Genomic DNA, 19,102 nt, shown 5'->3' with positions numbered 1-19,102 from the left:
TTTGCTAAAAATCATACTTTCATTGTGCTAATTTAAATTAAAAATTGAAATCACATATATTTTAAATAAGAGAGATAAATCATGTCTAAAAAGATTCTAATGTTGGTCGGTGACTATGCAGAAGACTATGAAACTATGGTTCCATTTCAGTTCTTAACAGGTTTAGGTTATACAGTGCATGCGGTTTGCCCAAATAAAAAGAATGGTGACCATATTGCGACAGCTATTCATGATTTTGAAGGCGAACAAACTTATAGCGAAAAACGTGGCCACAACTTTGCGATTAACTATGATTTTGATGCCGTTAATACCGAAGACTATGTAGGTCTAGTTATTCCGGGTGGTCGTGCACCAGAGTATTTGCGCATGAATGATCGTGTTATCGAAATTGTGCGTGAGTTTGATCGAGTGAAAAAACCAATAGCAGCCGTATGCCATGGCGCTCAATTACTCGCAGCGGCAGATATATTACAAGGCCGCCTCTGCTCAGCTTATCCAGCATGTGCTGCCGAAGTAAAATTGGCAGGTGGACAATACGCAGATATTGCTGTGACTGAAGCAGTTACAGATGGGCATTTGGTGACTGCACCTGCTTGGCCTGCACATCCAGCTTGGTTAGCTCAATTTGTGAAAGTTTTAGGGGCTAAAATTACGATCTAAAGAGATCTCTTTATCCCAAATACAATAAAGCCTGCTGTTAGATAGCAGGCTTTATTACTAAAATAGAAAACTAGATTTTTATCTCGTAATCCCTAATTTATTCCAAATTTCTGGTGTTAAAAACGTCGTCACTAATTTATTTAAATCGATATAACGCAATGTACCTTGTAACTGCTGTTTAACGGCCGGGTCTTTAACAATATCTTCACCCGCACTTTGACCTAACTGTTGAAAAGCCTCTCCAACCGCCTTCACACCTTCAGCCTGAATTACAGCTTTGGTCTGAGCAGAACATTGCTCCACAATCACACGTTGTAAAACCTGAGCCAGTTTTTGGTCTAACTGATCTTTTTGCTCAGGCGTTACATTACTAAATGCTTTTAAATCTGGATGAGCTGCTAAAGCTGTAAATGTCCATTGAAGTACAGTAGTTTTGTCTGAAGCCGTTGTAGCCTTAACTAAACAATCACTGAGCTGATCAACCGTTGGTCCAGCCATCGCAATTTGAGTAGTCCCCAACACAGCAGCAGCCACACATATTGAACGGCTCAGGTGTGAAAACTTACGGCGAACAATAGCGTAAAGATGATGTGACATAGGTCTGGCTCCAATAAACAATCTGTTCTTTTTATCACAGAGTCACTAAAGTTACCTGTTATGACTCTGTAACCGCAAAATACTTATTTCACCACAGACTCTATTCGATCAAGTTCCCACACCCCACCTGCTGCCAAGCCTTTACACATACCCGTCCACATATCCTTAGTATGTACAAAACTCTTACCATCCCACACCCATTCTTCACTTGCCCAGCAGTCTCCAATGCCTCTTCCCTTTTGAGCACTACTGATAATACCGCTATCAAAATCTGAAGCGGACTCAGTCACAAATGTTGCCTTACCATTTAAAGACTCATCTAACACCCAAGCACCATATCCTTCGTTATAGGCACCTCTCCAGCACAACGTAGTCGCCAGAACTTTCTTATTGGTTAGTTTATATAGCTCAATTTTCTGTGGTTCAGCTCCATCGCTATTACCGCCATAAACGCCTTCACAAAAGCCATCTTCTTTCGGATTGGGTTTAGCAGTCATCAAACTACGGTGTATTGCCTGGTACTGTTTATTTTTAGGCTGTAAAGTTAAATAAGGTTTGTTTGAAGTCTTAATACGTTTAACAAGTAGTTTTGGTTTAGGCATAAGCACTTTGGTTTCATTGGTGCTGCCCTTTTTAACCAAAGCACCAACAGTTCCGATACGCTTCTGAAAATCATCCATTTTTAATAACACAGCAGTCATTCCAGCATCAGAAACTTTCCATTCATGCTGAGCATTTTTAAATACAATTTCAGTTTTCTGTTTAGACTGCTGTAGTAGAGTGTTGACTTGTGAGCTATTCAATTTACCCATAAGTGGCAACTCAACACCATCTACAGCCACAGCGCCTAAATCTTTACCATTTATATAAAAATGAATATTTTTAAGCTGGTTGGCTGGCAAACTTTGCTCATAGTCTGATAAAGCAAATTCAGCTTGCACAGGTTGTTTTGGCCCTGCTTTACGCACCAATAAAAGTGATGCTGGATTATCACCATTTTCTTCACTTTGATAGCCTGCGGCTTTACATGTACCCGTATTGCTACACGAGATTTCCCACTCTTGGTATGAAAATGAAATACCTTTGATTTCTTGAGCAAAACTATAAGAACTCATTACTGCCAAACAGCAAATTGAAAGCATATTTTTCATTATTTCATATCTCTATAAGTCTGTTTTATTATGAAGTTAACAATAGTGTTAAATTTTGAGTTACCGTCTAGTTTAAAAGAATATGCTAGATTTATATAAAATTTAAATTGATTACTTTCTAAAAATGAAAAAACTGAATTTTTTATTATTTACTGCATTTACCTGTCTAACCTCATCTGCTTATGCAGAAGTAAAAAGCTTTACTCCCCATTTCCCCAAATTTTATAGCTCTGCTGCAACCCGCAAAGCAGACAATCAGTTCTACACTCTAGGAGAGGCAAAATTTTTAAACGGCGTTACAGTTCCGTTTTATGGTGTTACTGCACAGAACCCAATGGAGGATGGTTTACTTAAAGATTTTGAAAAATGCACGCCTAAAAGCTGCCGTTTTAATTTTCAACTCGATGCTCAACATGCTAAGCAGCTCAAGCTTCTTGTATTACCTGAAACAGGTTTAGTGCTCGTTCCAAGAAACTGGCAAGATGTGCAAGCAAATGCGGGTGCTAACGGGACTGGTTTTGCTCTAATAATGAGTACAGATCAAAAACAAGCAATAGAACTTTATGATTCTTCATTTTGTGTTGGCTGTGGACTACCAAATGCAACTCTTTATTTTCCTGAGCTGTTAAAAGAAAGTCTTGAAAATGAATTCGGTGGTTATAAAGACCCTAAAAAACTAATTAACATTGTTCATCCTTCTAAGAAAGTGGCTTTTTTTAGTTATCAAATTCCACAAGTGAACAATCAAACCCACGGCATTGCAAAATATGATGATGAAGACACTTTTAACTATAAAGAAATTCAAGTCACCTTAGATAAATCGCAGCAGTCTTTGGTAGGACCTATCCTTAATTTTTATAATACAACCCATTAATCCAATGCTTATAAAAAAACCCGCTTTCGCGGGTTTTCTTTTATTTGTGTAGTATCGATTCAAAGGCTTTTAAACGCTTATAAATTGAAAGTAGTTCAATAATTGTTTTCCATGAACTAATTAAATATTGAAAAGATTCACGAACCTTATCGAATACACCACCAATTTGATTAATCAAGCCTAATGTCATCTTTCCACTTGCAATTGCAGGAAATAAAACAACTAGACTATATAAAATGTCTAACTGCTTATACCAAGTTGCGACTAAGTTAAAGTAAGCATAATGGAAATAGAGTCGAAAGTAATTTTTACGAACTCTGCTAAATAGCTCTTTTAAAGTAGCTGGTCTTGCACGCTCTGCATGATCTTCACCGTAAACTAATTCTTTACGATAAGCTGCTTCTACTTTTTGATTATTAAATTGCAGTCCAGGCAATTTAATACCGACAACCATTAAAAGAACGGTACCAAAAGCAGCCCATACAATTGCTGCCCATACTAACGAATGTTCTAGTTCACCAACAATTGGTAAAACAGGAACATGTTTAGACAGTTGAAATAAAATAGGTAGAAAGGCAATTAAAATCATCACGGCTTTTACCAGTTCAACACCCAAGTCTTCCATAATGGTTGCAAAGCGCATAGTGTCTTCTTGCACACGCTGTGAAGCACCTTCAACATGTCGTAACTTATCCCAATGCTCTGTGTAGTATTCATTCATCGCCGTACGCCAGCGGAATACATAATGGCTTGTAAAAAAGGCATTAATCACAGCAAGAGTTACAGCGACCATAGCAATATAAAGAAAGACCATTGTCTCGCTATATAGTGCCGAGAGGTCTCCACCACCATCTGAAAGCATTTTTTGGATTAAATCCCAAAAAGGTACATACCATGCATTAATCGCAACACTGACCTGAACACCAAACCAAATATTGAATAAAATAAAAGCCGAACCCCAGATGGACCAACCCTGCCATGGATTATTAGAAACAATTTTCCAAAATCCAGCAAAGAGCGCAGTGGAGACTAAAAACCAGATATAAAACCATAAAAAAGTTGGAGACCAAAAACGGCTCACACCCACTGGTAATTGAGTATTATGGTAGCCTTGAGCAAACCCGACAAAAGTTCCCCACGTGTTTCCACCTGAGTACCAAAGCACCATATTGAGCGCGATCCAAACAACCGCAGATATGAAAAAATACCGTGGTGATGGAAAAAATGATTTGAACATTGAGCGTGGATATCCCTATATTTCTTCAAATTTACAATGAAAGAAATACTAAAACCTAAACCTTAAAATTGTGAAGGGTAAAGTTTAGAGAATTGTCAGTTTTTCCTGTTTCATTGAAGGATTTGATCGTTTTTTTGTAAATTAATCCCTTTTTTGGCAATTTAATCCATTTAAATTACCTTGTATATGACTCTCGATAGAGCCATATACAGCTTTTATAACATAGTGATATCAGAGATTAAATCTCTTCTTTACGAACAATATAGCCTTCCAATTGCATTGCTTGAATGAGCAAATCTAGGTCAGAGGCACTTTTTAATTCGACATCGACGCTCACGGCACTTTCTTTGGCACGACTTGTTGCCGCAAAGCGTTCATGACGCAGCTCATAAATATTACCGCCCTGCTCAGCAATAATAGCCGTTAGACGCGCTAATGCACCCGGATTGTCCGGTAATTCAACACGTATGCGAACCATACGCCCTGTACGAGTTAAATGACGTTGTAACACAGAGACCATAACGCGTGTATCAATATTGCCACCAGACAGCACCACCCCCAATTTATGACCTAAAAACAGATCAGGACGAGACATAATTGCAGCAATACCTGTCGCGCCTGCCCCTTCACACACGGTTTTTTCAATATTGAGTAATAGCGCAATCGCTTCTTCAATCATATCTTCAGTGACAACGACAATGTCATCAACATATTCTTTAGCGACTTGAGTCGTAAGCTCACCCGGCGTTTTTACCGCAATACCTTCAGCAACTGTCGAACCCATTGAAACTGCATGCTGATAATTGCACAGTAGTTTTGCCATACTTGGGTATACGACTGATTGTACCCCAATAATTTTAATTTTCGGGTTGATCGCTTTAGCAGCAATTGCAATACCAGAAATTAAACCACCGCCACCAATTGGCACAACTAAAATGTCCAGATCAGGTACAGCGGCAAGCATTTCAAGCGCAATGGTTCCTTGACCGGCAATAATTTCAGCATCATCAAATGGGTGGATAATTGTTAAAGATTCTTCTTGTGCAACACGATGCATTTCAGCCGCTGCCTCTGAAAAATCTTGACCATGCAAAATAACTCGTGCGCCATATTCACGCACTCGCTGTACTTTTACATTAGGCGTAGATTTCGGCATTACAATAGTCGCAGTCACCCCTGTACGCTGAGCATGATATGCAACACCTTGTGCATGGTTACCTGCCGAAGCAGCAATGACACCATGCTGCTTTTCTTGTTCAGATAAACATAATAGTTTGTTGAGAGCACCACGCTCTTTAAACGAGGCTGTAAATTGTAAGTTTTCAAATTTCAGCCACATCTCAGCCCCTAAGGTTTTAGAAATGGTCTCTGAGAAAACAAAGGGAGTTTTTACAACTAAACCTTCCAAACGCTCTGCGGCAGCATGAACATCATCTAATGTTGGAAACCCATTTTTAACCTGTTGCTGTATCATTTATCCAGTCAGCCTCAATACACTACAAATCAATTATTTTTGAAAAATGGCAACAATATTTGATATCGGCCATTAGAATTTTCAGCATATCCAACATGTCTCTAATATACAAAAAATTTTATTTCAAAAATTGAAGTTTTAAACTTCCATAAAAAAAAAGCCCTTTTTAGGCTTTTATTTAATTTTCAGAATATTAACGTTTATTTATTGGGTTTGGGCACTCAGTCCTTCCGTAGACATATTTTGTTCAGCTATTTTTTCATCAATAGCAAAATGAATATCGGAAAGCTTGGCATTGGCTGCGTCTATACCAGATTTCATCGTGGCTTCACGGCCTTTGACATCAAAAATATGCGCTTTTTCTCTTAAATCTGGCTGAATAACTACGTCCGCATATTGCAACTCTTCCGCCGCCAGACGTCCTTGCATAATATTAATATTCTGGTTGAACAGCCCCCAGACATTCGATGTTTCTGTGTAAATGGGTTGAGCTAGAATATCAACGGCAATAATAACATCCGCACCTAAATCTCGTGCGACTTCAACCGGCACAGGACTCACTAACCCACCATCGACATATTCAGATTTACCAATTTTAGTCGGCACAAACATACTCGGAATAGAAGCAGAGGCTCTTACGGCTTGCCCAGTATTGCCATAGTTAAATACGGTTTTGGTACCATGCTTTAATTCGGTTGCAACCACATACATAGGGATTTTCATTTTTTCGAGTGGCATATTGTTTACCTGCTCGTTAACGTAGTTCTCTACTTTTTTACCATCAAAAAAACCTTTTAGACCAATACTAATGTCACGGACATCACCAGCTTTCATTTTTAAAGCAGTATCACGCAGTTCAGCAGGTGTTTTACCACTTGCATAAATTGCTCCAACGATACTTCCCGCACTGGTACCTACAATAAAATCTGGTCGAATACCGTGTTGTTCTAAAACTTCAATAACTCCGATATGAGCGTAACCACGTGCTCCACCGCTCCCCAATACAAGCGCGACAACAGGGCGTTTTTGCATTTTTTTAATTCGTGCAAATGGCTGATCGACAGAACGAGCATAAGCTTCTGTCGTTTGTGGTTTTAAAGCAGCAGACAAGTGTGTGGTGGTCTGGCATCCCGCCAACACCAAAGAGAGTCCTAGAACCCACAATTTAAGCTGTTTCATGGCCCATCTTCGCACTAAGGTTTAAGTTCGGATTGCAATTTTAGTGACTACTTTCGTGAAAAGCTGTAGTGAATTTATTTAATTTGTCATGTTTAAAATTTAGACTCAAGTATTTTATTTACCCTCTATATGAAAAAGGCCTCTTATGTATAAGAGGCCTTTTGAAACTTACCAGATATCTGAATCACTTTTTTCTTCAATTCTGGATATTTATCAATTTTAAACTCTGGCTCTTTAATGCCTCGTTTCAATTGCTCGCGGTAATCTTTTAACAAAGTACGTGCCATTGGCGTTAATAGTAAAATTGCAATCAAGTTAATGGTTGCCATGATACCCATAAACAAATCAGCCATTGACCAAACAAGTGGAACACTACCGATTGCACCGAAGTACACCATCACCAATACGAAAATACGGAAGATGAACATGACTTTCGGGTTGTTATTAATAAACTGTACGTTACTTTCAGCATAGGCATAGTTACCTAGTACAGCTGAATAACAGAACAAGAATAATAGAACAGCAAGGAAGTCTGAACCCCAGTGTCCAACTTGAGTTTCTAATGCACGTTGAGTTAATTCAACACCAACAAAACCTGCATCTTGGTAAACGCCAGAAACTAAAATGATGATTGCGGTACTTGTACACACAATGAACGTATCTACAAACACACCAAGCATTTGAACCAAACCTTGGTTTACAGGATGCTTTACATCAGACGCAGCAGCTGCGTTTGGTGCTGAACCCATACCAGCTTCGTTAGAGAATAAGCCACGCTTAATCCCTTGCATCATTGCCATTGATACAGCAGCACCAAAGAAACCACCTGCCGCAGCATTGAAATGGAAAGCTTCAGTCACAATTAGCTTTAAAATATCAGGCAAAATTGCATAGTTGCTTAATGCGATATAGAGAGCAACGGCTAGGTAAAGACCTGCTTTTAAAGGTACAAACATCTCTGCAAATTTAGCAATACGTTTAATACCACCAAAAATTGCCAATGCAACCATAACTACAAGAGCAAGACCAACCCAAGAGATTTCAAAGTCAACGCTACCTAAATGTGCAATAAGATTGGCTTTGTCCCAACCCCAAGCATGTGAAGAAGCATTAGCAATCGCATTAATTTGTACCGAGTTGAATACGAAACCATAAGTAAAGATGAGTGCTAGTGCGAAAACCACACCAAAGGTTTTACTGCGTAAACCTTGAGTAATATAGTAAGCTGGTCCACCGCGAAATTGCTTAGTCTTGCTATCTCTAACTTTAAAGAGCTGAGCAAGTGTAGACTCAATAAAAGCAGAACTCATACCGAGTACAGCAGTTACCCACATCCAGAACACCGCACCAGGACCACCAATTGCAATCGCGATTGCCACACCGGCAATGTTACCTACCCCAACACGGCTCGCAAGGCCAGTTACAAATGCCTGGAAAGGTGTAAGGCCATGCTCATCTGCGCCTTCTGTACGACTGCTTTTCATAACACGAATACTTTGCAAGAACATGCGAATTTGCACTGCCCCTGTTAAGACCGTATAAAAAATACCGACAGCCAGCAAGAAAATAACCAGAAAATCCCATAAAGGATCATTAAAAAATTGTACCCACGACATCAGTGTGGCATTGAGTTGTTCATTCATACTCGGTCCGCTTACGTTCTTGCTAATGTGCTATTAGCACAAGCCAAAATACTGCAATAAACAAAAAAGCCCCTAAAAATTGGGACTCCTTCAGTACATTTAAGAAAAAACTTTTAATGTCAATTGAATAGCAATTATCGTCACAAGTTTAAGCAACATCATGCCCAACACTAAGCCTTTGAAAGTTGCATGAGAGAAAGCGACCTTCAAAAAAAATAATATCATCGCACTACTGAACATTTCCCTTTTCGGAAAAGTAGTATGGATCGACTCAGCTACAAACTTGGAAACTAACAAATGACCACCGCTAAATAATCTCGTCTAATGATTCCCATCAATTAATCGAGTTATACAAAATCTGGATTTAAGCCAATAAGCATATTTACATATACTTGAGAGCGAATGTCTAAACTGGATATAAATTTCAAAGACTGTAACAAGCCATCGCCATAATGTGACCATCTGCGCCCCTTTCCCCTTGATTGAAGAAGAGTGCGTTTAGATCTGTACCAAGCTGTTGTTTTTCTTGTAGCCCAGTAGTTGCGTGAGTCATGTTCATTTTCATGGTTGCAATGGTAATCGCCAATCCTTGTTTCATGAACTGCTTGTTGATGAGTGGTAGACTCATTTAAAGCTCCTTATTCCTCGTGTATTTCTCCATTTCTACACCAAAATCCTTTTTGTAAAGGGATTTCGTATGCAGCCATTTCTTTCCTAACCTGAGTATGGAGAAATCATACCTGCGTAAAAAAGTCGGTATTATGCAGAAATTTAAAATTTTGTGTATGTTTTTCATTAAAATTTTATGTAATTTCTGGTTGTTTTTTATTCAAAAAAATCTATTCCGCTCTGTTTTTAAACATATTATACCTTTTTTTCAATTGAATATTTTTTAATCCAGTTGGTATTATGCATTTACTTTTTATAGCCAATAAGGCGATGCTTTTTTGTCTAATTTAAATCTAAAGTGGCATTTCCGCATTATAATTAATCAGACATTATGTCCAAACCAATTAAATTATCACATCTGTAAGGATATCTCTTTCTAATACTTTTTTCTTATAAATGAAGTACTTTCAAAGCATTAGATTAGGCTTCAAAAAGCATGAAGTATTTAAGAAAAGATCTAGGAGTACTCATGAATTTGGAACAAGTTCATCTCGTTGATGAGGCTATCACTTCTCGACATTCTGTCCGCGCATTTTTAAATACACCCATTGAACCAGAAATGATTAAAGATATATTAAAAGTCGCAAGTCGGGCACCTTCTGGAACCAATACTCAACCGTGGAAAGTCTATGTGGTAACAGGCAAAAAACGTGATGAAATTGTTGAGCGTGTCTGTGCTGCACAAATTGAAGTTTCAAAAAACCCGCAACTTGCAGAACAATATAAAGAAACTTTTGCCTATTATCCTGAAAAATGGATATCCCCTTTTATTGATCGCCGCCGCGAGAATGGTTGGGGGCTTTATGGTTTACTCAAAATCCAAAAGGGTGAAAAAGAAAAAATGGCTGAACAGCAGTTACGTAATTTTAAACTGTTTGATGCGCCAGTCGGTCTTTTCTTTACCGTAAATAAAACCATGGGAATCGGGTCTAAAATGGATATTGCGATGATGATCCAGAACGTGATGGTCGCTGCTAAGGCTCGTGGTTTAGATACATGCCCACAAGCAGCTTGGAACCATTTTCATCCTATTGTTTTAGATATCTTGGGTGCATCAGATGAAGAAGAGCTCGTATGTGCAATTGCGTTAGGTCATGCTGACCCTCAGCATATTGTAAATACCTTTATTACACCTCGAGAGCCTGTTGAAAATTTCGCAGTTTTTCTAGACGAATAATATATAAGTGGCCATTCTCTAAAAATTTATGAGAATGGCTTGGTTTTTACCTGTTTTGTCGCTTTTAATACGACAATAAAACCGCTCAGTGTAAATAACACCATCATCACGCCCATATTGAGTGATGCAGACCAAATCAAAAAGTTAAGAAGTACACCACCTAAAAGGCCACAAGCGAATTGCATACTTCCCATAATTGCACTCGCTGTCCCTGCTCGTGCTCCTTGTTTGGACATTGCCAGCGCCATCGCATTTGGTCCTGTTAAACCAATGCCTGAAATAGCTAAAAATAACCCTAACATAACCAGCCATAAAGGTGCCGCAGAAACTAAACCAGCAATAAAGACAATGATGGCTCCAGTCACTTGTACAAATGAACCTGCTTTTAAACGTTTAGTGATCTCAACACGTGTTGTTAGGTGCTTATTTAAAGATGACATTAACATAATGCCAAAAGCATTTAGTCCAAATACATAAGCAAACTCTTGCTGATTAAGTCCGTACTGATCCATAAAAACCGCAGGCGCTGAGCTGATATAACAAAATAGTGCTGCACCTGTTAAACATCCTGCAAACATAGGTAGGCGGAAACTTGCATCTTTAAAAATAGCTCCATATAAGGTCACCACTTGATAGAGCGATAGCTTAAGCCTTTTATCATTTACCAAAGTTTCTTTAAAAAAGAAATGTACGCATAACCAACAGATTGCGCCCACAATTGAAAGCGCGATAAAGATAGCCTGCCAAGGAAACCAAATTAAAATCCATGCTCCGATCATTGGGGCCAAAATTGGTGCAAGTCCCATGACAATCATCATGCTTGAGAAAGCTTGTGCCGAGCCTTGAACATCCAATTTATCGCGTATTGCCGCACGAGCCATGACTACACCCACACAACCGCCTAATGCTTGCAAAATACGAGCGGCAATCAAGCTCCATTCATTAGTAGCCATTACACAAAATAAGCTTGCGACTGCATAAAGTGCGAGGCCAAAGTAAAGTGGTTTTTTTCTACCAATACGATCGCTTAGAGGGCCATAAACCAGTTGTCCAATGGCTAAACCAAAAAAATAAGCTGGTAGTGTATTTGCCACCATTTGCGTACTTACCCCAAAATCATGAGCCATTTGTGGCAATGCAGGTAAGTACATATCAATGGATAACGGCCCTAACGCCGTGAGCAAAGCGAGCAACATAATCCAGCCAATAGAGTATTGACGCTGGGCTGTTTGTTCAGACATAACGATATTTCATTTTTCAATCATTTGCATACAGACAAGCTTACACTGTCTATCGTATGATTTGTGCAACATTGGTGTAGAAATACGCAAATCCTTTATCACTCAGGTTGATCAGCAAGGACTTCCTTTGAAATCTTGGTTAAAACGCCTAAAAAGAGCGACTTATAACACAACATTTATGTATAACGTGCGAATGCTGATAGCCTTTTCAGGAACTGCTTTCGTGCCTTATTTTTTGGGCTATCAATTAGCAACCATTCCCCTTACTTTAGGTGTGGTCGCAGCAGGTTTAAGTGATATTGATGATCGCTTTTCCGTGCGAATCATGAACCTGATTTATACTTATATTGGTTTCTTCGTTACCGCAGCATCCGTACAACTACTTTTCCCCTACCCAATGGCTTTTGCCTTAGGGTTGATTGCTTCATGTATTGGCTGGATTTTATTAGGTTCGTTAGGACGTCGTTATGCCACCATTTCTTATGGCTGTTTGGTTGTTTCGGTCTATACCATGTTGGGTGTTCATCTTTTCGATCATTGGTATATTCAACCAGCCCTTTTAGTCGCAGGTGCTGCGTGGTATGGCCTGATTGCCACTATTAGCTTTTTATTGTTTCCGGTTCGCCAACTGCAAGACAAACTCGCAGCGTCTTATGCATCTCTAGGCGACTTTTTATTCGCAAAGTCGAATTTGTTTGATGTTGATATGACGCCTGCCAGCTATCAGCAAAGTATGATTGAGCTGTCATTAGAAAATGGTAAATTAATTACGATTTTTAATGATTTAAAAACAGCGTTATTGACTCGTTTAAAAGGTGACCGTGGACAAAAAGATACACGCCGAAGCCTACATTATTATTTTGTTGCTCAAGATATTCATGAGCGTGCTGACTCAGCCCATATCGACTATCAAAAACTAGCCAAAATTTTTCAGCACAGCGATATTTTATTTAGATTTCAACGAATTTTGGCAGTTCAAGGTAAAGCTTGCCAAGAGCTAAATGAATGTATTTTACAACGTAAACCTTACAATCATAATAAACGCTTTAAACAGAGTTTTGAAAATCTAAGATTGTCTTTAGAGAAGCTAAGACGTGATCAGCATTATGACCTTTTATGGGTAAATGCTCTTTTCGCTTTATATCAAAATTTAAAGTCTATCGACTCTCAGTTGCTCAACTTGGAAACTGAACAACACATTCAATCTGATAAAGTAAAACAAGCCGAAAATCAGCTGAAAGATGATGATTTACAAGGATGGAATGATATTATCATCCGAATAAAACAGAATTTAACTCCCGAATCTGTACTCTTCCGCCATGCAATTCGTGTTTCGATTGTACTTTTTATTGGCTATGTCTTTATCCAAATGACCCGTATTGAGTATGGCTATTGGATTATGCTTACGGCTCTGTTTGTAAGCCAACCCAACTTCAACGCAACCAAACGTCGCTTACGCTTACGAATTGTCGGAACCTTAATTGGTATTGTTGTTGGACTTGCAATTATCTTCTTAATTCCTTCGACCGAAGGACAACTATTCATGTTGATATTAAGTGGAGTCCTATTTTTTGAGTTACGTAGTAAGCAATATGCACAGGCAACAGCCTTTATCACTATTCTTGCATTAATTAACTTTAATCTAGATGGTTCAGCGATGGCCGCTGCTATTCCGCGATTTGTAGATACTTTAATTGGATGTGCCCTAGCTTGGTTTGGAGTGACATTTATTTGGCCGGATTGGAAATTCAGACGCTTACCTCGCAACATCAGACGTTCATTACAAGCTCAATGCAATTATTTAGCTGAAGTCGTTAAACAATATCATGAAGGCCGTAATCATGCGCTGAATTACCGTATTGTAAGACGTGCTGCTCATAATACTGATGCCGAGGTTGCTTCGCTTATTTCAACTTTAGCGACCGAGCCAGACTTTGACCCTACCCGTAAATCCGATATCTTTGAATTTTTATGTTTAAACCATACATTTTTAAGTTATATCGCAGCACTTGGGGCACATCGAGAAAATATTCAAGATCAAGCTGTTCTTAAACTTTTAGACCAAGCACTAGATGACATTGAAGGTGCTTTATTAAGAGATGAGATGCCTGATCTTACAGCACAAAATATGCTCCAAACGATACGCCAACGTTTAAGTCAAAATAATGAGGAAGACCAAAAATCACTCATTATTTTACAGCAGCTCTCGCTCATGCTTGGAGTATTGAACCGATTTAGTATGTTAAAACAACGGCTAAGTCATGATCTTGATAATGATGCCAGTGAGCTCGCATCGTTATAAATTTGAGTCGGAAATTAGTATGAAATTGGCATAATATCCTTTCCTGACTTATGCCAATTAGTGCTAAACTTAAAACAGTTTACAATTTGTTATTTGCACTATGACCGCGAAAACTTTATACGCTTATACGCTTCAGCCTGTACCATATGATGTGTCAGAAGCTGAACAACGTAATGCACAGCTTCTTATCTGGCGCAGCACCAATAAAATCAGCACAAAAATTTGGGCAATTATGGGTGTCGTTTTAGCCCTAGCTATATTAGGTCTTATTTTTATTAAGAACTACTCTACTGTTTTTTGCTGGGTTGCTATTGTCGCTGTAGTACTTTATTACCTAGGTCGTAAATACGGATTAGAATGGTACGTTAAACGCAAAATGAATGAATTTCCGGTACAGGAAATCAAAGGGATTCGTTTAGGTGTGCAGCCTCATGGTATTGTGATGCGTCAACAAATGGGTCTACAAGAAGGCGTTGGTACTATTGGATGGAAAAATATCTACGAATGGTACAATACACCTGATTTTATTTTGGTCAATTTCAAAGTAAAAGATCCAAAAGGCCAAGAACAACAAGGTGCTTATATTCTACCTAAGCGCATGGATTCTAAGAACTTCTCGTTCAATACCATTCGCACGCACTTAAAAGAATCTGTTGGCGAGCCAAAAACCTTGTAATTCTCTATTCAAAAAAAAGCCTCCTCAGGGAGGTTTTTTAATAAGCTAAAAATAAATGATAATGAAAATTAATATTATCTCCAAAATCCATATTATCTCCCCAATCTTCGGCTATACTTCGTTACAAGATCTCCATCATATTTACATTTTCGACCATGTTTAAAAAAATTTTATTTCAAATTCATTGGTTTCTGGGTATTACTGCTGGCCTCATCTTATCCATTATGGGTGTTACAGGGGCAATTTATTCTTATGACCAACAAATTTTAAAATGGGTGAATTCTGATAGTTATGTTGTTCAAGCTGAAAATAGTCCAAAACTAACCCCTGCTCAGCTTTATCAGCATTTCAATACAACTCAGCCTGAAATCAAAATTAATAGCATTACAATTGCCAAGGACCCCACCTCTTCTTCTATTGTAAATATTGAAAAAGAAGGTGAACGCCGTGGCTACAATATGATGGTGAACCCTTATAATGCTCAGGTTCTGCCAGATGTTAAAGGCCGAAAGTTATTATTACTCATACAACAAATTCATCGTAATTTAACCGCTGGTGAAGTTGGTAAACAAATTACTGCTGCTTGTGCACTCATGTTAATTTACTTTGTACTCAGTGGATTATATTTACGTTGGCCCAAAAAGCATTCTGCTCGTCAATGGCTTGCGGTAAAACCGAAACTTAAAGGCCGAAATTTTATTTGGGATCTACATGCTGTTGTCGGCACATGGGTCATTGTTTTTTATCTTCTTTTTGCGTGTACAGGTCTATATTGGTCTTATGACTGGTGGCGTAGTGGCATGTTCAAAGTGATGGGCGTTGAACAACCTAAGTCACAAGGTCATGGCGCTACTCCTCAAAAGCGTGGAATGCAACAAGGCAAACAAACTGGCCGTAATAATGATCAACCACAATTAGATAATACTCAGCTTATTACAGCACTCAATCAAACGTGGAGCGGTTTCAATAGTCAGGTCGGACGTGATTATTCGACACTAACATTGAACTTACCGAAAAAAGATGATGGAAAAATTGAGTTAAGCTTTGTTGATGCTACCCCACAACATGAACGTGCACGTAACCAAGCCACCTATAATTATCAAACTAGCAACATCGAAAAGATGGAGCTTTACGAAGATAAAAAGCTTAATCAGAAGATTATGAGCAGTATGTTACCTGTACACCGCGGTAGCTTCTTTGGACCAATTTATCAATTTGTTGCGATGCTTGCCTCATTAGCTATGCCTTTGTTCTTGGTTACAGGGTGGATGCTTTATCTTAAACGCCGTAAACAGAAAAAATTAACACAGGCAGCTCGCCAGTCTTTAGCGGGACAATACATTGATCCAAATGCAAAATCTTGGCTTATTACCTATGCAACTCAGACTGGTGTAGCCGAACAACTCGCTTGGAGTACGGCAACAAGTTTACAGGAGGCTCATCAACCTGTTCAGGTAAAACCTGTACAGCAGCTAACACCAGCTGATTTAGAGCAGCATGAGCAAATTCTATTTGTAATCAGTACTTATGGTACTGGTGATGCTCCTGATCTCGCCACAAGCTTTGCTAAGAAACTTTTAAAATCGAATTTAGATCTTAAGCACATCAACTATGCTGTTTTGGCGTTAGGTTCTAAAGAATATCCAGACACTTATTGTAGTTTTGGTCATGCGGTGGACGCTTGGCTCAAAGCAAATGGTGCTCATGCCCTCTTCAATACAATTGAAGTTGATAATGCAAACTTATCGGATATCCAAAACTGGAATCAATCTCTCGCGAAAGCAACTAAATTAGATTTGCATGCTGTAAATTTAGAAAAAGTCTTTGATACATGGACATTGCAGCAACGTGACTTACTCAATCCAAATAGCTTAGGTCAACCTGCTTATAATATTGAACTTAAAGCAAGTCATGAGGCCATTTGGCAAGCAGGTGATATTGCGGAAATACAACCGGGTAATAGTGCTGAACGTATTAATGAGTTTTTGCAGCACCACCATATTGTTAAAAATTCAAAAGTTGATTCATTACAGATTTCAATCGAAAAAGCCCTTTGGAATAAAGATTTAACAGGAGAAATTGAACCATTTGCTAATCTGGACCACTTATTAGAACAGCTTCCTAACTTACCAACACGGAGTATTCAATTGCGAGTATTCCTTCTCAACAAGTCCTTCGTTTAGTTGTTCGTCAACAATATGATGCGTCTGGTAATTTAGGTTTAGGTTCGGGTTGGCTCACTCAACATACGCAAGTTAATAATGAAATTGCTTTACGTATTCGTACCAATGAATCATTCCATCTAATTGATGACAACCGCCCTATTATTTGTATTGGTAACGGAACAGGTATTGCTGGCTTAATGAGCTTATTACACACCCGTACGCGTCATGATTATACTGAAAACTGGTTAATTTTCGGTGAACGTCAAAGAGCATGTGATTTCTTCTATGCATCAACTATTGAAGCATGGCAAACCACAGGAATGTTAAAACGCCTTGATTTAGCATTTTCAAGAGACCAAGAACAACGCGTGTATGTTCAAGATGTAATTCGTCAGAATGCAGCAGAATTAGTAAGCTGGGTAGAACGCGGTGCTGTTCTTTATGTATGCGGTAGTATTGATGGTATGGCAAGTGGAGTCGATCAAGCCCTTATTGAAATTCTAGGTGAAGAACAGGTCGATGAGTTAAGACAACAAGGCCGTTACCGTCGTGATGTGTATTAAAGGTCAATAAAAACAAAAACCGAGTAATAGCTTAAATGCTTTACTCGGTTTTTTATTGCATTCAGATTGATTTTGCATACACTGTCTGCAATTTAAATTGCAACTCTAAGCACAATGCAAGTCAGTAAGTGGATCCGTATTTTCCTAGCAATCATTGGTTCGATTTTATTTCTAGATGGATTAGTTCTAATTTGTCTCAATAAAATTAATGTAGGCACAATTATTCCTTTAATTTTAGGTACTTTTTTCTGCCTTTATTCTTTATTTTATTATCACTTAGAACGCTTTTTCTTTTATCACTATCGCTTACACACACTTTGGCGTTTTGGATGGTTATGCTTCTGGATATGGCTGATTGGCTTAGGCTATTTCTTTAGCTTTATTAAAGAAAATAAAGATACTTCAGATAATATACCTCTAGTAAAAGCAATTATAGTTTTAGGAAGTGGTGTCGAAAATGGTAAACCATCTACAATTCTTGCAAAACGTTTAGATACGGCCGCCCCTTTAGCCCTAAAACAGCAGCAAGCACAGGTTGTTTTAACAGGTGGTCTAGATTTTTCAGAAAAAGAAAGCGAAGCATTGGTTATGTCTCGTTATCTTGAACAAAAATATCATATCGCAAAAGATCAAATGATCCTTGAAGATAAGAGTACTAGTACTGAGCTTAATTTAAAAAATAGTAAACCCTTATTAGAACAACATCAGATTACCTTAGACCAGCCAATCGCTATCGTGACAAGTGATTTTCATATACCTCGAGCAGTAGCAATCGCAAAAAAACAGGGCTATACCCAAGTTTATGGAGTCGCTGCCGAGACACCATTGGCTACTCGCTACAATGCATGGTTACGTGAATACTTTGCATACGCGAGTGGATGGCTTCTAAACGAATATTAAAAAATAATGTAATAAAAAAACTGCTATTCAAAAGTAGCAGTTTTTTTATTTTGAAAAATTAGTGATCAGTACAAATATAAAATTGAGATACGTTGACGCTAATAAATTACCGATTAGGTTCTTATTTTTAATCACACATAGCGTAATTTAATGAGAATAAAGCACCCCCGTAAACGTATGAGTATATATAGAGGTAGTAAGTGAAACCTTAAAAACTAACGATCATTAAAAGAATAACTTAACAATGAAATAAAGACTTTAATTTTAAAATAGAAAAGTTGAATCGATACTTAGTCACATAGTAAGTAAATTTACATGCAAGGATAAGATATTTATGAAAGAATTAATTTAGGAAATTAAATTTTCTGAAAGAAATAATGGTGGGCGCTGACGGGATCGAACCGCCGACATTCTGCTTGTAAGGCAGACGCTCTACCAACTGAGCTAAGCGCCCTTAATGAGAAAAGATAACGAATGTATCTCTATACTCTACATTCTCTAGACAAGGGAATCAAGAGAATGGCGCAGCGGACGGGGCTCGAACCCGCGACCCCCGGCGTGACAGGCCGGTATTCTAACCAACTGAACTACCGC

General features: G+C 38.4%; 14 protein-coding genes, 1 tRNA gene and 2 pseudogenes. 7 read left to right on the top strand and 10 right to left on the bottom strand.

Annotated elements, in window-relative coordinates:
- The first annotated feature begins 81 nt into the window (after positions 1 to 81).
- Positions 82 to 660, top strand: a complete 579-nt coding sequence (locus POD11_RS15600; RefSeq protein WP_064785346.1) for a DJ-1/PfpI family protein — start codon at positions 82 to 84, stop codon at positions 658 to 660.
- A 78-nt stretch (positions 661 to 738) separates the two neighbouring features.
- Here POD11_RS15600 and POD11_RS15595 read toward each other — a convergent pair whose 3' ends face one another.
- Entirely contained in the window at positions 739 to 1,257 is a 519-nt protein-coding gene (locus POD11_RS15595; protein ID WP_032005407.1) for a hypothetical protein, read from the bottom strand.
- Positions 1,258 to 1,340: 83 nt separating this feature from the next.
- Complete coding sequence (locus POD11_RS15590) at positions 1,341 to 2,408, bottom strand: DUF1176 domain-containing protein (protein WP_262457839.1); 1,068 nt, start codon at positions 2,406 to 2,408, stop codon at positions 1,341 to 1,343.
- 124 nt (positions 2,409 to 2,532) lie between these two features.
- Between POD11_RS15590 and POD11_RS15585 the strand changes: the two genes are divergently transcribed.
- A complete protein-coding gene (locus tag POD11_RS15585) occupies positions 2,533 to 3,282 on the top strand; it encodes a DUF4850 domain-containing protein (RefSeq protein ID WP_262457837.1) in 750 nt (249 codons plus the stop codon).
- Between the two features lie 40 nt (positions 3,283 to 3,322).
- On the opposite strand, the gene sbmA is transcribed toward POD11_RS15585, so the two are convergent.
- From sbmA to POD11_RS15555, 6 genes and pseudogenes are all read right to left on the bottom strand, one after another.
- Positions 3,323 to 4,519 carry a peptide antibiotic transporter SbmA gene (gene sbmA, locus POD11_RS15580; RefSeq protein WP_239967286.1) on the bottom strand — a complete coding sequence of 399 codons (1,197 nt, stop codon included), beginning with the start codon at positions 4,517 to 4,519 and terminating at the stop codon, positions 3,323 to 3,325.
- A gap of 238 nt (positions 4,520 to 4,757) precedes the next feature.
- On the bottom strand, positions 4,758 to 5,993 hold the full coding sequence (locus POD11_RS15575; protein ID WP_005064397.1) for a threonine ammonia-lyase: 1,236 nt from the start codon (positions 5,991 to 5,993) through the stop codon (positions 4,758 to 4,760).
- Between the two features lie 204 nt (positions 5,994 to 6,197).
- Positions 6,198 to 7,172, bottom strand: a complete 975-nt coding sequence (locus tag POD11_RS15570; RefSeq protein WP_262457836.1) for a patatin-like phospholipase family protein — start codon at positions 7,170 to 7,172, stop codon at positions 6,198 to 6,200.
- A gap of 168 nt (positions 7,173 to 7,340) precedes the next feature.
- Positions 7,341 to 8,815 (bottom strand): annotated as a pseudogene (locus POD11_RS15565) (alanine/glycine:cation symporter family protein).
- Between the two features lie 99 nt (positions 8,816 to 8,914).
- Positions 8,915 to 9,055, bottom strand: a complete 141-nt coding sequence (locus POD11_RS15560; protein ID WP_080649560.1) for a hypothetical protein — start codon at positions 9,053 to 9,055, stop codon at positions 8,915 to 8,917.
- 184 nt (positions 9,056 to 9,239) lie between these two features.
- A complete protein-coding gene (locus POD11_RS15555; protein ID WP_262457835.1) occupies positions 9,240 to 9,443 on the bottom strand; it encodes a hypothetical protein in 204 nt (67 codons plus the stop codon).
- Between the two features lie 510 nt (positions 9,444 to 9,953).
- On the opposite strand from POD11_RS15555, the gene POD11_RS15550 reads away from it, so the two are divergent.
- Positions 9,954 to 10,661 (top strand): nitroreductase, encoded by a 708-nt coding sequence (locus POD11_RS15550; protein WP_262457833.1) that lies wholly within the window; start codon positions 9,954 to 9,956, stop codon positions 10,659 to 10,661.
- 26 nt (positions 10,662 to 10,687) lie between these two features.
- Here POD11_RS15550 and POD11_RS15545 read toward each other — a convergent pair whose 3' ends face one another.
- Complete coding sequence (locus POD11_RS15545) at positions 10,688 to 11,902, bottom strand: multidrug effflux MFS transporter (RefSeq protein ID WP_262457830.1); 1,215 nt, start codon at positions 11,900 to 11,902, stop codon at positions 10,688 to 10,690.
- A gap of 127 nt (positions 11,903 to 12,029) precedes the next feature.
- On the opposite strand from POD11_RS15545, the gene yccS reads away from it, so the two are divergent.
- The 4 genes and pseudogenes from yccS to POD11_RS15525 all read left to right on the top strand — a co-directional run bounded on the left by yccS (position 12,030) and on the right by POD11_RS15525 (position 18,508).
- A complete protein-coding gene (yccS, locus tag POD11_RS15540; RefSeq protein ID WP_262457829.1) occupies positions 12,030 to 14,204 on the top strand; it encodes a YccS family putative transporter in 2,175 nt (724 codons plus the stop codon).
- A gap of 100 nt (positions 14,205 to 14,304) precedes the next feature.
- Complete coding sequence (locus POD11_RS15535; RefSeq protein ID WP_002116136.1) at positions 14,305 to 14,880, top strand: SdpI family protein; 576 nt, start codon at positions 14,305 to 14,307, stop codon at positions 14,878 to 14,880.
- Between the two features lie 155 nt (positions 14,881 to 15,035).
- Positions 15,036 to 17,608 (top strand): annotated as a pseudogene (locus tag POD11_RS15530) (PepSY domain-containing protein).
- 114 nt (positions 17,609 to 17,722) lie between these two features.
- Positions 17,723 to 18,508, top strand: a complete 786-nt coding sequence (locus POD11_RS15525; RefSeq protein ID WP_262457827.1) for a YdcF family protein — start codon at positions 17,723 to 17,725, stop codon at positions 18,506 to 18,508.
- A 378-nt stretch (positions 18,509 to 18,886) separates the two neighbouring features.
- Here POD11_RS15525 and POD11_RS15520 read toward each other — a convergent pair.
- Positions 18,887 to 18,962: transfer RNA gene (locus POD11_RS15520), tRNA-Val, on the bottom strand.
- Between the last annotated feature and the right edge of the window lie 140 nt (positions 18,963 to 19,102).

It is taken from the genome of Acinetobacter sp. P1(2023) (assembly GCF_028367635.1).
Taxonomy (GTDB): Bacteria; Pseudomonadota; Gammaproteobacteria; order Pseudomonadales; family Moraxellaceae; genus Acinetobacter; species Acinetobacter pittii_E.
This window is presented reverse-complemented; position numbering and strand designations above follow the sequence as displayed.